The 18,513-nt window shown below is 31.0% G+C and carries 15 protein-coding genes; 6 read left to right on the forward strand and 9 right to left on the reverse strand.

Annotated elements, in window-relative coordinates; genetic code table 11:
• The first annotated feature begins 88 nt into the window (after positions 1-88).
• On the forward strand, positions 89-1,708 hold the full coding sequence (locus INR78_RS10560) for an ABC-F family ATP-binding cassette domain-containing protein (RefSeq protein ID WP_223076484.1): 1,620 nt from the start codon (positions 89-91) through the stop codon (positions 1,706-1,708).
• A gap of 160 nt (positions 1,709-1,868) precedes the next feature.
• Positions 1,869-2,447, forward strand: coding sequence for a fasciclin domain-containing protein (locus INR78_RS10565; RefSeq protein ID WP_223076485.1), 579 nt, complete (start codon positions 1,869-1,871; stop codon positions 2,445-2,447).
• A 70-nt stretch (positions 2,448-2,517) separates the two neighbouring features.
• On the opposite strand, the gene INR78_RS10570 is transcribed toward INR78_RS10565, so the two are convergent.
• The 4 genes from INR78_RS10570 to pheT form a co-directional block, all read right to left on the reverse strand.
• Positions 2,518-2,745 (reverse strand): putative signal transducing protein, encoded by a 228-nt coding sequence (locus INR78_RS10570; protein ID WP_027879736.1) that lies wholly within the window; start codon positions 2,743-2,745, stop codon positions 2,518-2,520.
• 50 nt (positions 2,746-2,795) lie between these two features.
• Positions 2,796-3,512, reverse strand: a complete 717-nt coding sequence (locus tag INR78_RS10575; protein WP_223076486.1) for a hypothetical protein — start codon at positions 3,510-3,512, stop codon at positions 2,796-2,798.
• 307 nt (positions 3,513-3,819) lie between these two features.
• Positions 3,820-4,677 carry a phosphatase PAP2 family protein gene (locus INR78_RS10580; RefSeq protein WP_223076487.1) on the reverse strand — a complete coding sequence of 286 codons (858 nt, stop codon included), beginning with the start codon at positions 4,675-4,677 and terminating at the stop codon, positions 3,820-3,822.
• Between the two features lie 7 nt (positions 4,678-4,684).
• Positions 4,685-7,114 carry a phenylalanine--tRNA ligase subunit beta gene (gene pheT, locus INR78_RS10585; RefSeq protein ID WP_223076488.1) on the reverse strand — a complete coding sequence of 810 codons (2,430 nt, stop codon included), beginning with the start codon at positions 7,112-7,114 and terminating at the stop codon, positions 4,685-4,687.
• 290 nt (positions 7,115-7,404) lie between these two features.
• On the opposite strand from pheT, the gene INR78_RS10590 reads away from it, so the two are divergent.
• The 3 genes from INR78_RS10590 to INR78_RS10600 all read left to right on the forward strand — a co-directional run bounded on the left by INR78_RS10590 (position 7,405) and on the right by INR78_RS10600 (position 9,669).
• On the forward strand, positions 7,405-7,617 hold the full coding sequence (locus INR78_RS10590) for a hypothetical protein (RefSeq protein ID WP_106678663.1): 213 nt from the start codon (positions 7,405-7,407) through the stop codon (positions 7,615-7,617).
• A gap of 2 nt (positions 7,618-7,619) precedes the next feature.
• A complete protein-coding gene (locus INR78_RS10595; protein ID WP_223076489.1) occupies positions 7,620-8,375 on the forward strand; it encodes a hypothetical protein in 756 nt (251 codons plus the stop codon).
• An 88-nt stretch (positions 8,376-8,463) separates the two neighbouring features.
• Positions 8,464-9,669, forward strand: a complete 1,206-nt coding sequence (locus INR78_RS10600; RefSeq protein ID WP_223076490.1) for a peroxiredoxin — start codon at positions 8,464-8,466, stop codon at positions 9,667-9,669.
• A gap of 159 nt (positions 9,670-9,828) precedes the next feature.
• Here the strand turns inward: INR78_RS10600 and INR78_RS10605 are convergent, their stop codons facing one another.
• The 5 genes from INR78_RS10605 to recG all read right to left on the reverse strand — a co-directional run bounded on the left by INR78_RS10605 (position 9,829) and on the right by recG (position 16,350).
• Positions 9,829-11,763, reverse strand: a complete 1,935-nt coding sequence (locus tag INR78_RS10605) for a DUF3732 domain-containing protein (protein WP_223076491.1) — start codon at positions 11,761-11,763, stop codon at positions 9,829-9,831.
• On the reverse strand, positions 11,760-12,236 hold the full coding sequence (locus INR78_RS10610; protein ID WP_223076492.1) for a three component ABC system middle component: 477 nt from the start codon (positions 12,234-12,236) through the stop codon (positions 11,760-11,762). Before INR78_RS10610 ends, INR78_RS10605 begins: the two co-directional genes overlap by 4 nt.
• Positions 12,223-13,335, reverse strand: a complete 1,113-nt coding sequence (locus INR78_RS10615; protein ID WP_223076493.1) for a hypothetical protein — start codon at positions 13,333-13,335, stop codon at positions 12,223-12,225. The genes INR78_RS10610 and INR78_RS10615 overlap by 14 nt, the downstream gene beginning before the upstream one ends.
• A 291-nt stretch (positions 13,336-13,626) precedes the next feature.
• Positions 13,627-14,157 (reverse strand): CIA30 family protein, encoded by a 531-nt coding sequence (locus INR78_RS10620; RefSeq protein ID WP_255593064.1) that lies wholly within the window; start codon positions 14,155-14,157, stop codon positions 13,627-13,629.
• A gap of 54 nt (positions 14,158-14,211) precedes the next feature.
• Complete coding sequence (recG, locus tag INR78_RS10625) at positions 14,212-16,350, reverse strand: ATP-dependent DNA helicase RecG (RefSeq protein WP_223076494.1); 2,139 nt, start codon at positions 16,348-16,350, stop codon at positions 14,212-14,214.
• Positions 16,351-16,433: 83 nt separating this feature from the next.
• Between recG and INR78_RS10630 the strand changes: the two genes are divergently transcribed.
• Entirely contained in the window at positions 16,434-18,506 is a 2,073-nt protein-coding gene (locus INR78_RS10630) for a M1 family metallopeptidase (RefSeq protein ID WP_223076495.1), read from the forward strand.
• Positions 18,507-18,513: the final 7 nt, after the last annotated feature.

Below are 18,513 nucleotides of genomic sequence, written 5' to 3' on the forward strand. Positions count from 1 at the left end.
TAATGCGTTGTTAAAACTTATAATAAGGCGATATATAGTGTTTTTTGATACTAATTTTCTACTTTTGCAAAAAATTAAATTATAGCTTATGTTATCAGTATCTAATTTATCTGTTCAATTTGGTAAACGTATTCTTTTTGATGAGGTAAATACCACTTTTAATAACGGAAACTGCTACGGAATTATCGGAGCCAATGGTGCAGGAAAATCGACATTCCTTAAAATACTTTCTGGAAAAATGGAACCAACTTCTGGACATGTTAGTTTAGAAGCCGGTAAACGTATGTCGGTCTTAGAACAAAACCACAATAAGCACGATGAAGATACAGTGTTAGAAACTGTTTTAAAAGGAAATAAACCATTATATAAAATTAAGACAGAAATAGATGCACTTTATGCAGATTATACTGATGAAAATGCAGAAAAAATAGGTGAGCTTCAAGTACAGTTTGAAGAGATGAATGGTTGGAATGCAGATAGTGATGCAGCAGCTATGTTATCTAACTTAGGAATAAAAGAAGATTTACATTACACCTTAATGGCAGATTTAGATGGTAAACAAAAAGTACGTGTGCTTTTAGCGCAAGCATTATTTGGTAATCCTGATGTGTTAATCATGGATGAGCCTACCAACGATCTAGATTACGAAACTATAACTTGGTTAGAAAACTTCTTAGCAAACTATGATAACTGTGTAATTGTTGTATCTCACGACCGTCACTTTTTAGACGCCGTTTGTACGCATATTAGTGATATTGACTTCGGAAAAATAAATCACTTTTCTGGTAACTATACGTTTTGGTATGAGTCTTCACAATTAGCAGCAAGACAACGTGCACAACAAAACAAAAAAGCAGAAGAGAAGAAAAAAGAATTAGAAGAGTTTATTCGTCGTTTCTCTGCTAACGTTGCAAAAAGTAAGCAAGCTACATCAAGAAAGAAAATGATTGATAAGCTTAATGTAGACGAAATTAAGCCAACATCAAGACGTTATCCAGCTATTATTTTTGAACGCGAGCGTGAAGCTGGTGATCAAATATTAAATGTTGAAGGTTTAGCAGCATCTTTAGATGGCGAAGTACTATTTAAAAACATCGATTTAAATCTTCAAAAAGGAGATAAAGTTGTTGTGTTTTCTAGAGACTCTCGTGCAACAACTGCGTTTTATGAAATATTAAACGGTAACCAAAAGGCAGATTCTGGAGAATTTTCTTGGGGAATAACCACAACACAATCTTACTTACCATTAGATAATAGTAAGTTTTTTGAAAACGACTTAACGCTAGTAGATTGGTTACGTCAATGGGCAAAAACAGAAGAAGAAAGAGAAGAAGTACATATTAGAGGTTTCTTAGGAAAAATGATTTTTTCTGGAGAAGAAGCACTTAAAAAATCTAATGTACTATCTGGAGGAGAAAAAGTACGTTGTATGCTATCAAGAATGATGATGATTAGAGCTAACGTGTTAATGCTAGACGAACCTACAAACCACTTAGACTTAGAAAGTATTACAGCATTTAATAACTCTTTAAAGAAATTTAAAGGAACTGTACTTTTTACGACTCACGATCATGAGTTTGCTCAAACTGTAGCAAATAGAGTAGTAGAACTTACACCAAATGGAGTAATTGATAGATATACTACTTTTGATGAGTATATGGAAGATAAAAAGATTAAAGAGCAGCGTGATAAAATGTATGCTGTGTAAATGTCTTAAAAATAAAACGTTAAAAGCCTTCAGAGTTAATTTGAAGGCTTTTTTTATTTAGAGGTTTTGTTAATTCTCTGTTAAATTGAAAAAATATAAAACCAAGCAAAACTTAACTGCGTAGATAGACTGAACATAAAAAACCAAAAATCAATTTATTATGAAAACAGAAAAATTATCAAAAATCGTATTAGGGCTTAGTTTATTCTTTGTGACTTCTTTAGGATTTGCTCAAAACAAAATGATGAAAGAAGATACAAAAATGGTTGGCGGAGCAGCAATGTATCCTTCTAAAAATATTGTAGAAAATGCGGTAAACTCTAAAGATCATACAACTTTAGTAGCAGCAGTAAAAGCAGCAGGTTTAGTTGAAGTTTTACAAAGTGAAGGACCATTTACTGTATTTGCGCCAACAAACGCAGCATTTGATAAATTACCAGAAGGAACAGTAGCTACTTTAGTAAAACCAGAAAATAAAGAACAATTACAAACTATTTTAAAGTATCATGTTGTTTCAGGAAAGTGGAATGCTAAAGCTTTTGCTAAATTAATTAAAAAAGGCGATGGTAAAGCAATGATTAAAACTGTTTCAGGAGGAACATTAACTGCTTGGACAAAAGGAAATGACGTTTATGTAACCGATGAAAACGGAAACTCAGCTAAAGTAACTATTGCAGATGTAAATCAATCTAATGGTGTAATACATGTTGTAGATACTGTATTATTGCCAAAGTCATAATAAACCGTGTAAATGCTATTTGAATTAGTGTTAAAAGCCTCTTCGTTTTGAAGAGGCTTTTTTCTTTTAATTATATCTCGCTTTTAATAGCATCAACAACTGTTTTAGCTTTTTCAAGTTCGGTTTCATGTACATAAATATCTTGCAAGCTTGGTACAGGATTTGCAAAACCAGCCAGTCTTGCAGATTCGTCTTCATTTTTTACCACTGCATTAATACCAATATCTTCTAAGCGTTGTTGTATGCGTTGTGAGGTTAAAAAATCTCCAGTATAAATTTTTATATATTCAGTCTCCATAGTTTTTTAGTATTGATTTCTATTAAAGATACTAAAAATTATGCAATAAATTACTTACTGTATTTGTTATTCCAAATTGCAGAACTTACATTTTTTCCTTGAGAAATCGCATAGTAAATAACAATGCCAACTATAGATTTAAACATGAATAGAAACAATAAGAAAAAATAACTTGTGTAATTGTTGTCTTGCGGTAAGTTATAATTAAAAAGGTAGGTTAATGCAAAACTAACAATTAACGCAAAGACCAATAAGTTTTCATAACTTTTAAAAGGTAGCATACGCCATTTTCTTAATGGGTTTAAATCATTTCCCCATTTATGTATTAAGTAATAGTAACCATTTCCTATGGGTGCAAATAATAAAGGATCATCAGGGTTTTCTAACTTAAATAGTTTAGAAGGCGCCATGATTTTAAATCCGCTTAGTGTGATGTTGTGTTCTTTTTCTAAAGCTTTTATTTTATTAATGGCTTCTTGCGGAAATTCATTTTTAAAATACTTAGTATCTAAAAATCGAAGTCGGTAATCAATACACGTTTTTTTAATACTGTCTATATGAAAAATTTGATCACTTTTTAAAAGTTCTATATTAAACAAATTGCTAGTGCTGCTATTGGCAGATTTCAATTCATTTTCAATATTAATTTCTTTTTCATTTTCAACATCAAAAATGGCTTGTACTTGTTTTAAAATGTCTGGTTGTGCTATTTGCTTAGATTGTTGTAGACGTAGTTTTTCTTCTATGTTTGTAGGGTTAAAAATCATAGCATTTATTTTTTAACCTAAAAATAAAACATACTTAGCTTAATTGCAAAGGTTTAACATTTAGAATAGTAGAAAAAGTGTTTTGTTTAACAAGTAATTATTATGGTTGTTTTGATTTTTTGTATCGGGATAAAATAAATATTCCATATGCAATAAAACCAATACCAAGTATAGCTCTAAAAGAGCTTACTTCATTAATCAAATATTTATAGACTCTGTAAATGCCAAAAAATATAAAGAAAATACCTAGGATTAAACTAAAAGTGCTCTCTTGATTTTTTGAAATGTTTGACATGTTTAGTTTTTATTAGAAAGTACCAATAAGTCCAACTTTATTACCGCTAAACATAAAATTCCAAGAAATTTTATTTGAAGGTCTATTATGGTCTAAGTCAAACGCGTTATTTTTCTTTAAAAACTTATCAATACTATCTACAACAATAATACTTAAAGCAGTGCTAAAAGCTATATCTGTAATCCAATGCGCGTCATCTACCAATCTTGATAAAGGTGGTATGGCACCAAAAGCATAAATACCTGTTTTTACCCAAGGATTTTTAAACTGTTTTGCAATTGCATGCGTCATAGTAACAGACAATACGGTATGACCAGAAGGGAAAGAATGAAATCCACCTTCTTTAGATAGTGGTTTAAAGTAAAATGCGCCTAGGTCTCTTCCTGGTCTAGCTCTTCCAAATGCATTTTTGGCTAAGGATTGCAAAAAACCAGATGTAATGGATGAGGATATAATTAAAACGCTAGTATATCTAACTTTTTCGTTTTTAGCAAAAAGACCATAACCGTATAGTCCTGCATTTGCCATAAAATAGTTTTGAGGACTACCAAAATACCAACCAACATCTCTGATTAATTTTGGGAATTTATCTGAATGTTTGTTAGCAAAATTATTAACACTTTCATCTGTTAAGGATAACAAAGCTGTACCTGCAATTAAACCTCCTAACTTAGTGTAATCCTTTTTTTTCCAGTAAATAGGTCTTGTAAAGGCGTGTTTTACACTCTGTAAGGTTGTATTTATATCATATTTTAAAAGACCAAGTGTAGATGTAGAGTCTTGATTAATTTTATACAGTTTATTTTGACTATTAACTGTATTGCTAATTAGCATAGCAATGCTAAAAACTTTTAAAATATGATTTTTCATGAGCGTATTATCTTAATTCAGCGCCAAGTTCACTTTCAAAGTTGCTTTGTAGCTTACTCATAATTTTATCTACAACCTTATCTGTAAGCGTTTTGTTTTCGTCTAAAAATGTAAAGCTTACTGCATAACTTTTTTTACCGTCAGGCAAGTTTTTACCTTGATAAACATCAAATAGATTAATGTTTTTAAGTAATTTCTTTTCGGTTTTCTTAGCTATTTTAGTAATGCTTTCAAAGGTTACATTATTATCTAATAGCAAAGCAAAATCGCGTCTTACTTCTGGATACTTAGGTATAGGTGTAAACTTAATTTTGTTTCGTTTTGCTACAACTAAAATTGTATCCCAATTAAAATCTGCATAAAACACATCTTGGGTAATGTCAAACTGTTTAGCTATTTTACTTTTTAAAACACCAAACTCAACTAAAGTATCACGTCCAATATTTAATTGTAAACCTTCGCTAAACACGTCATTTTTAGCTGTGCTTTCTTGATATCTATCAATACCTAATCTTGATAATATTGCGGCAACACTTCCTTTTAAATGAAAAAAGTTTGTCTTTTCTTGAGGTGTATGTGCCCAATTCTCTTCATTTTTAAAACCTGTTACAAATAAAGATAAGTGTTTATGTTCTTCTCTTGTACCGTTATAATTGTGATAGGTTTTACCAAATTCAAAAAACTTTAAATTGGTTTGTCTTCTATTTATGTTATAGCTTAAAGCTTCTAACCCTGAAAAAACTAAGCTTTGACGCATTACGCCAAGATCTTGACTTAATGGGTTAAGCATTTGTATATTATGCTCTTCTTTTAACTGCTCGCTTAACTCAATATATTTAGCACTTGTTAAAGAATTAGCCATAATTTCGTACCAACCTTGAGAGGCTAATAAGTTACCAACAACGTTTTGTAGCTTATAATCTTCAAAACGAGAAGAGTTAGATACAGAAGCATTCATCTTAGTGCTTATTTCTATATTGTTATATCCGTATACTCTTAATATTTCTTCTATAACATCTGCTTCTCTTGTAACGTCGTTACGATATGGCGGTATGATTAAACCTAAATTAGTTTCTGTAACACTATTTATTTTAATATCTAAGGATGCTAGTATAGATTTTACTTCTTCTTTAGGTATTTCTTGTCCAACAAGCTTTGTTATTTTATCAAAACTTAATGTAACTTGAAAATCTTCGATCTTTTTAGGGTAAAAATCTAAAATATCACTAGTAATTTCTCCTCCAGCAAGTTCTAATATTAATAAAGCAGCACGTTTTAAGGCGTATTTAGTTAGATTTGGATCAATACCGCGTTCAAACCTAAAAGATGCATCTGTGTTTAATCCATGACGCTTGGCTGTTTTACGTACACTAACAGGATTAAAGTACGCGCTTTCTAAGAAGATGGCTGTTGTGTGTTCTGTTACACCACTATCGGCACCACCAAAAACACCAGCAATACACATTGGTTTTTCTGCATCACAAATCATTAAATCGTCTTCATGTAACTCGCGTTCAACACCATCTAAAGTGGTAAATTTTGTTCCAGCTTCGCAAGTTTTAACTTCAACTTTATGTCCTGTTATTTTTGCAGCGTCAAAAGCGTGTAAAGGTTGTCCTAACTCGTGTAATACATAGTTAGTAGCGTCTACAATATTATTTATTGGTGCTAATCCAATAGCTTTTAATCTATTTTGTAGCCAAGCAGGAGATTCTTCAACTTTTAGACCAGATAAAGTTACACCGCAATAGCGTGGTGCTAAATCATAATCTTTTACATCTACATCTATTTTTAAAGTTCTGCTATCTACGTGGTAAGAACTTACACTAGGAGTAATAAGTTCTAAATTAATTCCTTTTTGTAATAAACCAGCTCTAAGATCTCTTGCAGTACCAAAATGGCTCATAGCATCTGCACGGTTTGGTGTTAAACCAATTTCAAAAACTTGATCATTTTCTACTTCAAAAAGCTCTGCACAAGGTGTACCAACTATAGTATCTTCTGGTAATACCATAATACCGTCATGAGATTTACCTAAACCAAGTTCATCTTCTGCGCAAATCATTCCATGAGATTCTTCGCCTCTTATTTTACCTTTTTTAATAGTCCATGCTTCACCATCTTCAGTATACAAAGTCGTGCCAATAGTTGCTACAGGTACTTTTTGTCCAGCAGCAACATTTGGTGCGCCACAAACAATTTGTACAGGTTGTTCTTGTCCAATATTTACTGTAGTTACTTTAAGTTTATCTGCATTACTATGTTGTACGCAAGTTAAAACTTCGCCAACAACAACACCTTCTAATCCGCCTTTTACACTTTGGTAAAGGTCTAAACCTTCAACTTCAAGACCTAAATCTGTTAGTAATTCGCTAGTTTGTTCTGCTGTCCAATCGGTTTTTATAAACTGTTTTATCCAGTTGTAAGAAATCTTCATTTATCTGCTAATTAAGGGCACAAATATAACAATACTTGGCAGCAATAGAAACGCCTAAAAACGTTTTTTGTAAAAATTAAATTATAAGTTTTAAATTAAAGCAAATTAAAAGTTTTACTGAAGAAACTTCTTTGCTAATTTTTCATCTTAAGTTATTGACATTAAGTTTTTTATGTTATGTGTCGTTAAAAAATGTAGTTCAACTAAAAAACAGTGTTAAACCTCTAAATTGATAGTCTATTTAATTAGATGATACGTAATTTGAACAATGATTAATTAATTTCATAAAAATGAAAACAATATTTAGTATCGTATTTTTTATGCTTACTATTTCTTTAACATCATGTAGAGAAACAAAGACAGAAGACAATAATAATGTTGAAACCGCAGTAGATTCTATTCAATCTATAGAAGAAGAAACAGTAAAAATGGTTGAACAGTTAGACCAAGAAGCTAAAGATATAGACCAAGACTTGCAAGACTTAGAAAATTTAGATCAATAATTATGAAAATCTTACAACCACCTTTAATGCTTGTCTTTTTTATAGGATTAGCATCGCAACAGTTATTGGCGCAAAACAAATTAAATGAAGCCAACAACAAGATCGAGCAACAAAAAGAAATAGAAAGGGAGAAAACCTTACAAAAACATGGAGCAAATCGCAAAGATATTCAAGAAAAACGTGAAGAAATAAAAGAAAAACATGCCAAAATGAAATCGCAACATAAAGCAGTGTATAGTCAAATGCAACAGCAGGCAGAAGCGATTAAAGAAAAAATGAAAGAGGCATCACCAGAAGAACGTAAAGCGTTACTGCAAGAATTAAAACAACTTCGTCAAGAAGAACATGAAGAGCTAAAAGAAACTCATAATTCTTATAAAAGAGAGTTAGAGGCACGTAAACAAATCTTAGAAGAGCAACGACAACAATCCGGAATAAGTCAAAAACAATTTGGTCTTAAACGTGCAGAGATAGCTAAACAACGTTTAAAAATAAGTCAGAAACATATAGAAAAGCGTCAAGAATTTGTTAGTAACAGCCAATCTAGGTTAGAATTAGCAAGGATAAAAACTAAACAGATGCTAGTAGACAAAAAGCTTACCCTTGAAGACGCAAAATCTAGGTTAGAAAAGATAAATAAGATTGAAGAACGCTTAAAACAACACGAATTAAAGATTAAAGAAGTAAAAGAAAAAGTAGCTTTAAAACGAATTGAAATAAGTAAACAAGAGCAAAAAATAGAACAAATAGAAGAGTAGTGTAGTCTTAATATTTACATAAAACTAAGGTGTTGTTTTGGCAACACCTTTTTTTGTGACTATTTTTACCACCTTAAACTCTTATAACATGCGTAAAATAACAATTCTACTAATAGCAGTGCTTATTTTTTCTTGTCAACAAGATACAACTGAGTTTTTATATTCAGGACTTTACAGAGCAGAACTAAAAATAAAAGACAATCTTAATCTACCATTTTTATTTAAAGTTAAAGATGCTAATACTTTAGAAATTTATAATGCAGAAGAAGTTATAACGGTAGATGAGATAAGTTACAAAAACGACTCGGTTTTTATACAAATGCCAGTATTTGAAAGCTACATAAAAGCAAAAGTAGAAAACAAAATAATTAAAGGGCATTTTATTACCGAAGGAAAAGATCGTAGCGTGCCATTTACAGCAAAACCAGAAAAAACACGATTTAATACCTCTAACTTACCAAAAACTAACATATCTGGTAATTGGGAAACTACATTTAGTCCTAATACAGATGATAGCTACAAAGCAAAAGGAATATTTAAACAAAACGGAAACACTGTAACAGGAACATTTAGAACCGAAACAGGTGATTATCGTTACTTAGATGGAGTAATTAGTGGTAACCAAATGCAATTATCAACTTTTGATGGCTCACATGCGTTTTTATTTACTGCAACCGTAACCGATAGTATATTAAACGGAACATTTTATTCTGGTAACCATTGGGAAGAACCTTTTATTGCAAAACGTAATGACGATTTTAAATTAGCAGATGCCAACACATTAACTTATTTAAAAGATGGTTATGAAACTTTAGAATTTACATTTCCTGATGAAAACGGAAACAAAATATCATTAACCGATGATAGATTTAAAAACAAAGTAGTAGTTGTACAAATTATGGGTACGTGGTGTCCAAACTGTTTAGATGAAAGCAATTACTACGCACAATATTACAACAACAATAAAGCTAAAGATATTGAGTTTGTAGCGCTAGCGTTTGAATACGCAAAAACCGAAGAAGTAGCGTTTAAAAACATAAAACGCCTTAAAGACAGAGTAGGGATTAACTACCCAATTTTATTAGCGCAAACAGGTACAACTAGCAAAAGTAAAGCTAACGAAAAACTACCAATGCTTAATAACGTATTAAGTTATCCAACCTCTATTTTTATAGATAAAACAGGTAAAGTACGCAAGATACACACAGGTTTTAACGGTCCTGCAACTGGAGAAAAGTTTACCGAGTTTAAAGAAGAGTTTACAACGTTTATGGATAAATTGTTAGCGGAATAGTAAGTGTTTTAATTTTTACTGCACTTTACGGTCTTGGCTATGAGTAGTTGCGTGGTTTAGCTCTTAACTTTGCAAGTGCACACCAAACTGAAAATCCGCGAGGATTTCGTAAGTAGGCTAGAACTGGCAATAAATTATAAAGGATGCTGTGCGCCGTTTTTATATTAATCCTCCTCCTTCACTTTTTTTCCAATCTTTAATTATAAATTCCTCAAATTCATCTTCTTTAGCGTGTTCTAATACTATAATTTGAGGTTTAACTTTTGTGTTTTTATAAATTAATTGAATCTCCTCATTTAAAACAGTAAATATGTTGATTACCTGTTTAATGTTTTCATCATATTTTTCTACGTCTTCAGAATCTTTTAATTCATTTTTTTTAGCTGTTCTTGGGAAATATACTTGGCTTGGTTGATCGATCATTAAAAATGTCGGAATTATAGAATCAGAGTTGCTACAAGATAAATGCAAGAAAGATAAAAATAAAGAAAGATGACAGGCTAACCAATTTGCTCCACTTCCCATTTCATATAATCTTATTTTATCTGATTTGTGTTTGTGATAAAAACTAAAATCATCAATATTAAAGTGAAAATCAATAGGTTTAAGTTCTTCTTCAAAATCTAATTTGCTTGCAATTCTATCCATTTGTTCTTTTATAAATAGTTCAGTTTCTGCTTTGAATTGCTTGATATTCTTATATTTTGAAATTCTTTTTTTGTACTCTTCTAATTGTTCTTTTAACGCATTTAAATCACTATTGAACTTAGATAAATCGTTAGATTCTAAAAGATGTTTAATTGTCGTTTCTAACACACCTTTTTGGTGTATTATTATCTCTCGTTTTCCTTTTATTTTTTCTTCATCAACATTTTCTTTTGTGAGTATTTCAATATTCTTGGAAATTGATTTTATTTTACCTTTTATATCCCTTAGGTCTTTTCTAAAATTCTCAATTATCTGTGTACTGTCTTTTGAAAATGTATTTACTTTAGTTAGTTCTTCTATTAGTTTATTTTTCGATTCATTTAACTTATTTATATTTTCACTGATATGCGAAACTGAATTATCACAAAGAGGGCAAACTAATTCATCAATTGAAGTATTATACTTTTGCTTAGCATTTGTTTGCTTTAGATGCTTTGCATAACCTAAACTATCTTCTGAATTTGATTGAAGACTGGCGATAGCATTTTCAATTTCATTTTTATCAACATAGAGCAATTCTCTTTCATTTTCTAAATGAGCTAGTTTAGTAAATGATTTTGTTTGGTCCGTGAGTATTTTTGGCGGAATAGGTAGATTAAGACCTATCTTTTTTAATTCACGTAATGAAAGACCTTCCTCTAGAGTAAGGTCTAACATTGTATAGTAAATTTGTATTTGGTCTCTAATATTATCAATTTGGTTTGATTTTTTTTCTTGAATACGAGCTAAAACTTTTTCTTCAGCGGTTATTTTTCTTTCAGTTTCCTTAATTAGTTTTACTAACTGATAATATTCACTATCCACTATACCTAATAAGACAGGTAAGGCTTGAATAACTCTTTTACGTTTGGCTATTTCATCAAATCTATAGAATAGTGAATGTTTATTTGCAATTAAGTTTTGATGTTGGAAAAGAAAAGAAACAGTATCTCTAATTGATAATTTACCGAAATTCTCGTAATCTGATTCCAAATTTTTTAATGACAAACCAAGTGTTTCTTCAAATTCAGTTTGAACATCATTTTTAATTGGTTTTAATGATATGTTATTAAAATAATCAAACTTTATATCTTCAATTGTTTTATAGTCAGTTTCAATCTTTAGATAGGCACTTCTCATATTCCCAGTATTTGGTGCAGGACGACCAATAACAATGTAAAATTCATTTACTTTATAAACAACTACAAATAACTTTGCAAAATCAGTTATCTTACCAACAGGAACACTTGACCTTGATGAAAATAAACAATAGTCAATTATTTCGATAAGTGCACTTTTACCAGTTTTAGAATCGCCTGTTATGATGTTTAAACCATCTTTAAAAGGAATGTGACGCTTACTCCCAGTATCATTAAAAATGGCTATTTGTTTTATAGTTATACTCATATTTCTGTAATTCTAAGTTTTTTAAATACTGATAAATACTGTTCTTTTCCTAAAATAACTCCTAAATTATAAGCTGATTTATAAATAGGTTTTAAGTAAATATCTTTTTCTTCTTTATAGTGAATTTCAGTATTTGGAATTAAAAATTCATTTATATCTAAACCAATTTCATTAGCAAGAATAATTAAAGCAGTATTTGTAATTTTTCGATAGTCATTTATTCTTTGATTCAGAGAGCTAATGAAAATATCAAAATCTGTGTTTACAATAAAAGCATTGAATTTAGAATTTGCGTTTCGAGTTTTTAGTTTATTTTGAATTTGATTATTGTAAATAAATGGCAATACAAGATATACTAATTCAGTCTTAATACATTTTGAATTAACTGATTTTGCACCACTTAAAAAGTGATGTAAAATCTTACTAATATGAAATGGTGAAAATACTAACCTTTCTATATCACTTGCTCTCATCTTCTGATTTTAGGTTAATATCAATAGCTTTTATCTCTACATTATGTAATAAACGACCCTTTGGGTAGTATGAACGTGTATTTGTAACTCCTTCTATTTTTGTTTTAGAAGATACTTTCATAAGACTATCGTCAAAAAAGCGTTTTGATTTTTCCTTAGTATCACACTGTTCAGTTATTTGGTCTATATGGCTATCTTTAAGCTCTAAAGTAAAATCTTTAATTTCATCATCAAAGTTGTCAAGATTTTCACATAAACTTGTTCTTGTTTCTATCATTTTGATTCGACTTTCACTAGCTCTTATATAATTATCCATTGACCTTCCAATTTTTCTGTCGTAACCAATATCTTCTAATGCTTTTACAAAATGAAAATTAGTTTTAGAAACGCTATCTTTTGTAGCATTAGATATTGGAAAACTTAAATCATCTATTTGATATTTTTTTGAGTAAGCGCGAAAATTATCTTTGAACGAATCTATATCAATCGTCCAAGTATAGTTCTTGCCAGTTACTAGTTGAAATGATAAGTACCCAAAAACTGAACAAATAAATTCTTCTCTATCCTTTGGTGCTATAGTGTTTGTTACAGCTGGATGTTCTAATAAAATATTTTTATAATATTCTTTGGCTGATAGTTGCTTATCTTTTATTTCAAATTTATCAAGAAGATTTTCTAACTCTTTTTTATCAAAATCTTTTACATTGGCATAATGTGCTTTTATCTTCTCATTAGGTTTTACCCCTAATATTTTCCTTTTTTTATCAGATTTTTCCAACTTTTCCCATTCGTCTAATATTGAACCCATTTTTATTTCTGCTGTAGTATGCAGAATGAATTTGTTATAAAAGCGAAATTTATCATATTCTGTAATTATATTGGAAAGAGTTTTCCAAAAGTCAATATGTGTATCAATTAATTTTTTGTCATCATTAATCGAATGTTTAACTTCTATTGATGTCTTTCCGTCTGAAATATCACCCAAACATTCTAAATAGATTTTTGTGCCATCTTTTGCTTCAAAGCATTCCTTTAAAGCAACCATTTCTTGGTATTTAAATCCTAATATTTTAGTAGAAGCATCAGATTTTGAACTCATATTTTGGTTAGTTTCTTAAATAGCATACAACACTTTGATAAATCGAGTTTTCAATTCGTTTTATCTATTGTAAAGTGAAGATACAATTTCAATTTAAAACATGAGAAAACATTCGATATAAAACCAATTAATCCATATTAAATACCGTTAGATTTTGTAGAGATTTAAAAAGCGTCCCTTAGTCATGTCGAACACAGAGAGACATCACACAAGTAACTCAACGCAGAGTAAGTAAATCTAAAATGAAAAACCAAGATGCGATTTCTCCTGCAACGTAAACAATTAAATAGTTTACTCCAGCCAAATCTTATCTAATACTAACTTAAAAGACTGTGGTTTTTTATTAGCAATTAAAAAAGTAAGTTGTTCAATACTGTTGCTATTAAAATTTGGTATATCTAAAGATCTGCCTCTATAAGTTGGTTGTAGACTAGCTAGTTCTAATTTAATAGTTTGCCAATCTCCGTTTGTGTTAAACTCTTTCTTGTAAGAATAGTAGTCGTTTTGGTCTTTTTTTAGTCTAAACTGATAGCTGTTACCGTCGCCTTTTAGCTTGATACAAACTGTTTTGTGATTGGTGATTTCTAAAGCATCAAAAGTATATTGCACAGAGCTAAATCCGCCATTATTTTCTAAAGATACGTCGCCGCTAAATACTGCATGACCATCTTTATTTAATTGAAAGTTTCCGTTAGATTTTCCACCCATAACAACATCATCTACAATTTGCCAGTCATCTAAATTACTAGTGTTACTAAACTGAAAAATTGTAATTGAAGTCATAAAAGCAGATAGGATTAAGGTTAAAATTAGAGTTTTCATAGTTTTTTACTCTAAAAATACGGAATTTACAGTAGTTAATTAAATGAATTGATGTTAGGATATGTAATTCCAGATGTTTTTAAACTTAGCCATTTGACGATAGGTGTTTAAAATAACCGCATTTTCTGGATGTGATAAGCTAGGATCTTTGCTTAGTAGTTGTTTAGCCCAATAACGTGCGTGCTGTAAAATGTTACTGTCTTTTACCACATCTGCAATACGCAAGTTAAGTACACCGCTTTGTTGTGTACCCATAATATCTCCTGGACCACGAAGTTTTAAGTCTACTTCGGCAATTTCAAAACCATCGTTGGTTTGACACATGGTTTGGATGCGTGTTTTACTGTTTTCAGACAGTTTATGGCTTGTCATTAGTATGCAATAACTTTGTGCTGCACCACGACCAACACGACCACGTAATTGATGTAATTGAGATAAGCCAAAACGCTCTGCACTTTCAATAATCATTACAGAAGCGTTTGGCACATTTACACCAACTTCTATCACCGTTGTAGCGACCATAATTTGAGTTTCGCCTTTAGCAAAACGTTGCATTTCAAAATCCTTATCGGCAGGTTTCATTTGTCCATGAACAATCGAAATTTGATACTTAGGCGCAGGGAAATCTCTAGCAATACTTTCGTATCCGTCCATTAGATCTTTATAGTCCATTTGGGCGCTTTCTTGTATCAAAGGATAGACGATGTAAACCTGTCTTCCTTTAGCAATTTCATCACGTATAAAACGGAACACTTTTAGTCGATTATTGTCGTATCGATGAACGGTTTTTATGGCTTGTCTACCAGGTGGTAATTCGTCGATAATCGAGATGTCTAAATCACCATAAATTGACATGGCTAAAGTACGCGGAATTGGTGTTGCTGTCATCACCAAAATATGCGGTGGAATAGGAGCAGATTGTTCGCCATTTTCTAAAATTATGGACGGACCTTTTTTCCATAATTTAGAACGTTGCTTAACTCCAAATCGATGTTGCTCGTCAATAATGGCGAGTCCTAAATTTTTAAATTTCACCTTATCTTCAAGCAATGCATGTGTGCCAATTAATAGGTCTAATTCGCCATTTTCTAGTAAATTATGAATTTCTTTTCGTTCTGAAGCTTTACTTGAACCTGTAAGCAGTTTAATTCTGATTTTCAAATCTTTACACAACTCAACTAATCCGTTATAGTGCTGGACTGACAAAATTTCAGTTGGCGCCATTAGACAGGCTTGGTAACCGTTGTCAAGCGCCATTAATACTGACATTAGCGCGACTATAGTCTTTCCAGAACCAACATCACCTTGCAATAAGCGGTTCATTTGCGCATGACTACCTAAATCTGAACGAATTTCTTTCAAAACACGTTTTTGTGCATTGGTTAATTCGAACGGTAAATGGTGTTTGTAAAAGTTGTTAAAGTGTTCTCCAACTTTTTCAAAAGGCAGTCCTTTTATCTTCTTTTTATTGATTAAATTTTTTAAAATTAATTGCAATTGAATGTAAAATAATTCTTCAAATTTTAATCTAAATTTTGCTTTAGAAAGTGCCTCTTGATTTTGCGGAAAATGGATATTGAATAAAGCTTCAGATTTGGAAATTAATTGGTTTTCTTTTAGCAAATTTTTAGACAAATTTTCGGCAAATTTTCCCTTCGTTTCTAAGAACAAATTTTGCATGATTTTTGTCATCACACGATTGCTAATTCCTTTGTTAGAAAGTTTCTCCGTAGACGGATAAATGGCTTGCATATTGCTACGCAAATTTGCCTGATGTTCGGATAGTAATTCGATGTCCGGATGAGGCATGCTAAACTTGTTTGCAAACAAATTTGTTTTACCAAAAATAACGTAAGGTGTATTTAGTTTTAAACTTTCTCTAATCCATTTTTGACCTCTAAACCAAACTAGTTCCATAGTACCAGTTTCATCTTTAAATGTAGCGACTAATCGTTTGCCTCTTTTTTGAGCAACTTCTTCAAACTTGATAATTTTCCCAACAATTTGAACTTCGCTAGCATTAGGTTGTAACTGGTTAATCTTATAATACTGCGTTCGGTCTAAATACCGATTAGGAAACAGATTGATTAAATCTTGATACGTATGAATACCTAACTCTTTACGTAGTAAATCTGCACGATTTGGTCCTACGCCTTTTAAATAATCTATAGGAGTTTGTAAGTTGGTACTCATAAGCAACGAAGATAAATCTTTAACTTGAAAGATGAAACTCTAAATTTTACGTATTTTGGTCTAGTCCTTGATAAAAACAAACTATGAGATATTACCTATTACTTCTTTTTACATTTTTTAGTTGCCTTGTAACTGCGCAGCAAACGGATGTTGTGGATTTTAAGAGAATCAAAGCAAATATTATGCATAGAGGTTATGAAAATGTTGTTACAGGACGAATCTTTATTGATTTTCAAATTAAAAAAAAGACAGATACAATATTTTTAGATGCAATTAATACAAGAGTTAGAGATTGGCATTTGTATAGCGAAGATTCTAAAGAACCTGATTATAGAGCAAAAATTTTCAATTCTGACAATAAAATTTTTATTATACATAACTTTAAAAAAAACAAAAAATACAAGTTGCATTTAGATTATGGAATGACTCCTAAAAAAGCACTTTACTTTACTGAAAAAGAAAACTCTAATCAAATCTGGACACAAGGACAAGGTAAATACACTAGCAATTGGTTGCCAAGTATAGATGATATGAATGATAAAATTGAGTTTGATTTAAATATCACATATGATAAAGATTATACCGTTATTGCTAATGGAAAACTAACAGAAAAACAAAACAACGAATCAACAATTACTTGGCATTACGACATGCAACAACCAATGTCAAGTTACCTTGTTGCTTTAGTTATTGGCAAATACAATAAAAAAGAAATCAATTCAAAAAGCGGTATTCCTATCCATTTGTATTACTATCTAGAAGATTCTGCAAAAGTAGAGCCTACGTACCGTTACACGAAGCAGATGTTTGATTTTTTAGAAGACGAAATAGGTGTGGCATATCCTTGGCAAAACTACAAGCAAGTTCCTGTTAAAGACTTTTTGTATTCAGGAATGGAAAATACAAGCTGTACGATTTTTTCAGACGATTTTATGATTGATGAGGTCGGTTTTGTAGATAAAAACTACGTTAATGTTAATGCACACGAGTTAGCTCACCACTGGTTTGGCGATTTGGTTACCGAAACTTCAGGAATACACCATTGGCTTCAAGAAGGATTTGCTACGTATTACGCGCTGTTAGCAGAACGCGATATTTTTGGTGACGATTATTACTATTGGCAATTATATCAATATTTAAAAGAATTAGCAGCACAAGAACAAGCCGAACAAAGTACAGCATTGTTAGATCCAAAATCTAGCAGTACGACGTTTTATAAAAAAGGCGCTTGGGTTTTACATGTGCTAAGAGAAAAAGTGGGCGATAAGGCGTTTAAAACAGCTGTAAAACATTATTTAAATAAATATGCTTACGGTAATGTAGAAACTAATGATTTTATAAGTGAAGTTGAAAAAGCTTCCAAAATGGACTTGTCTAATTTTGTACAAGTTTGGTTAAAAAATAAAGCGTTACCAATTAACGAGATGACAAACGCTTTACAATCTAACGAAACGTCTGCGTTTTTATTAACCATCGAAGAACATCCGTATTTAACAACCTACAGAACAGATGATGATGATAATTATATACCATCAAGTTTGGTAACGCAATTACCGGATGGATTTTACCCAATACAAGTCTCAGTATTAAAAGAGGCGTTGTCTAAACCAGACTATCCAACTTACAACGATTTGGCAAAAGAAGCGTTTGCGTCTAAAAATCTTCATTTAAGGCAAGCATTAGCTTTAAATATGGCGGACATTCCGGAAGACTTTCAACAAGATTATGAAACGTTGTTAAAGGATCAATCGTATGTCACTATTGAAGCTGCTTTGTATAACCTTTGGGCAAATTTTCCGCGAAAGCGAAATGAATATTTAGAGCAAACTCAATCTGTTTTTGGGTTTAACGATTACAATGTGCGTACGTTATGGTTAACATTGGCTTTGGCAACACCAGAATTTCAAACAGATAAAAAACAAGATTTTTTTGAGGAATTGGTAAGTTATACTAGTCCAAAACTACCGTTTAGTTTACGTCAAAACGCATTTGGTTATTTGTCTAGTATTGGTGTGTTTAATGAAGATGCTTTAAAACACTTAATTGAAGCTTCAAAACATCATAATTGGCGATTTAAAAGTTTTGCTAAATCGTTATTAGAAAAATTATCTGAAGACGATAGATATCAATCAATAATTAGTAATTTGCAAAAATAATAGTAAC

The organism is Mesoflavibacter sp. SCSIO 43206, assembly GCF_019904215.1.
Lineage (GTDB): Bacteria > Bacteroidota > Bacteroidia > Flavobacteriales > Flavobacteriaceae > Mesoflavibacter > Mesoflavibacter zeaxanthinifaciens.

What these genes read in the sequence shown, in the direction of transcription:
- INR78_RS10560 (WP_223076484.1), top strand. Translation starts at nt 89, where the DNA reads ATGTTATCAGTATCTAATTTATCTGTTCAATTTGGTAAACGTATTCTT.
- INR78_RS10565 (WP_223076485.1), top strand. Translation starts at nt 1,869, where the DNA reads ATGAAAACAGAAAAATTATCAAAAATCGTATTAGGGCTTAGTTTATTC.
- INR78_RS10570 (WP_027879736.1), bottom strand. Translation starts at nt 2,745, where the DNA reads ATGGAGACTGAATATATAAAAATTTATACTGGAGATTTTTTAACCTCA.
- INR78_RS10575 (WP_223076486.1), bottom strand. Translation starts at nt 3,512, where the DNA reads ATGATTTTTAACCCTACAAACATAGAAGAAAAACTACGTCTACAACAA.
- INR78_RS10580 (WP_223076487.1), bottom strand. Translation starts at nt 4,677, where the DNA reads ATGAAAAATCATATTTTAAAAGTTTTTAGCATTGCTATGCTAATTAGC.
- pheT (WP_223076488.1), bottom strand. Translation starts at nt 7,114, where the DNA reads ATGAAGATTTCTTACAACTGGATAAAACAGTTTATAAAAACCGATTGG.
- INR78_RS10590 (WP_106678663.1), top strand. Translation starts at nt 7,405, where the DNA reads ATGAAAACAATATTTAGTATCGTATTTTTTATGCTTACTATTTCTTTA.
- INR78_RS10595 (WP_223076489.1), top strand. Translation starts at nt 7,620, where the DNA reads ATGAAAATCTTACAACCACCTTTAATGCTTGTCTTTTTTATAGGATTA.
- INR78_RS10600 (WP_223076490.1), top strand. Translation starts at nt 8,464, where the DNA reads ATGCGTAAAATAACAATTCTACTAATAGCAGTGCTTATTTTTTCTTGT.
- INR78_RS10605 (WP_223076491.1), bottom strand. Translation starts at nt 11,763, where the DNA reads ATGAGTATAACTATAAAACAAATAGCCATTTTTAATGATACTGGGAGT.
- INR78_RS10610 (WP_223076492.1), bottom strand. Translation starts at nt 12,236, where the DNA reads ATGAGAGCAAGTGATATAGAAAGGTTAGTATTTTCACCATTTCATATT.
- INR78_RS10615 (WP_223076493.1), bottom strand. Translation starts at nt 13,335, where the DNA reads ATGAGTTCAAAATCTGATGCTTCTACTAAAATATTAGGATTTAAATAC.
- INR78_RS10620 (WP_255593064.1), bottom strand. Translation starts at nt 14,157, where the DNA reads ATGAAAACTCTAATTTTAACCTTAATCCTATCTGCTTTTATGACTTCA.
- recG (WP_223076494.1), bottom strand. Translation starts at nt 16,350, where the DNA reads ATGAGTACCAACTTACAAACTCCTATAGATTATTTAAAAGGCGTAGGA.
- INR78_RS10630 (WP_223076495.1), top strand. Translation starts at nt 16,434, where the DNA reads ATGAGATATTACCTATTACTTCTTTTTACATTTTTTAGTTGCCTTGTA.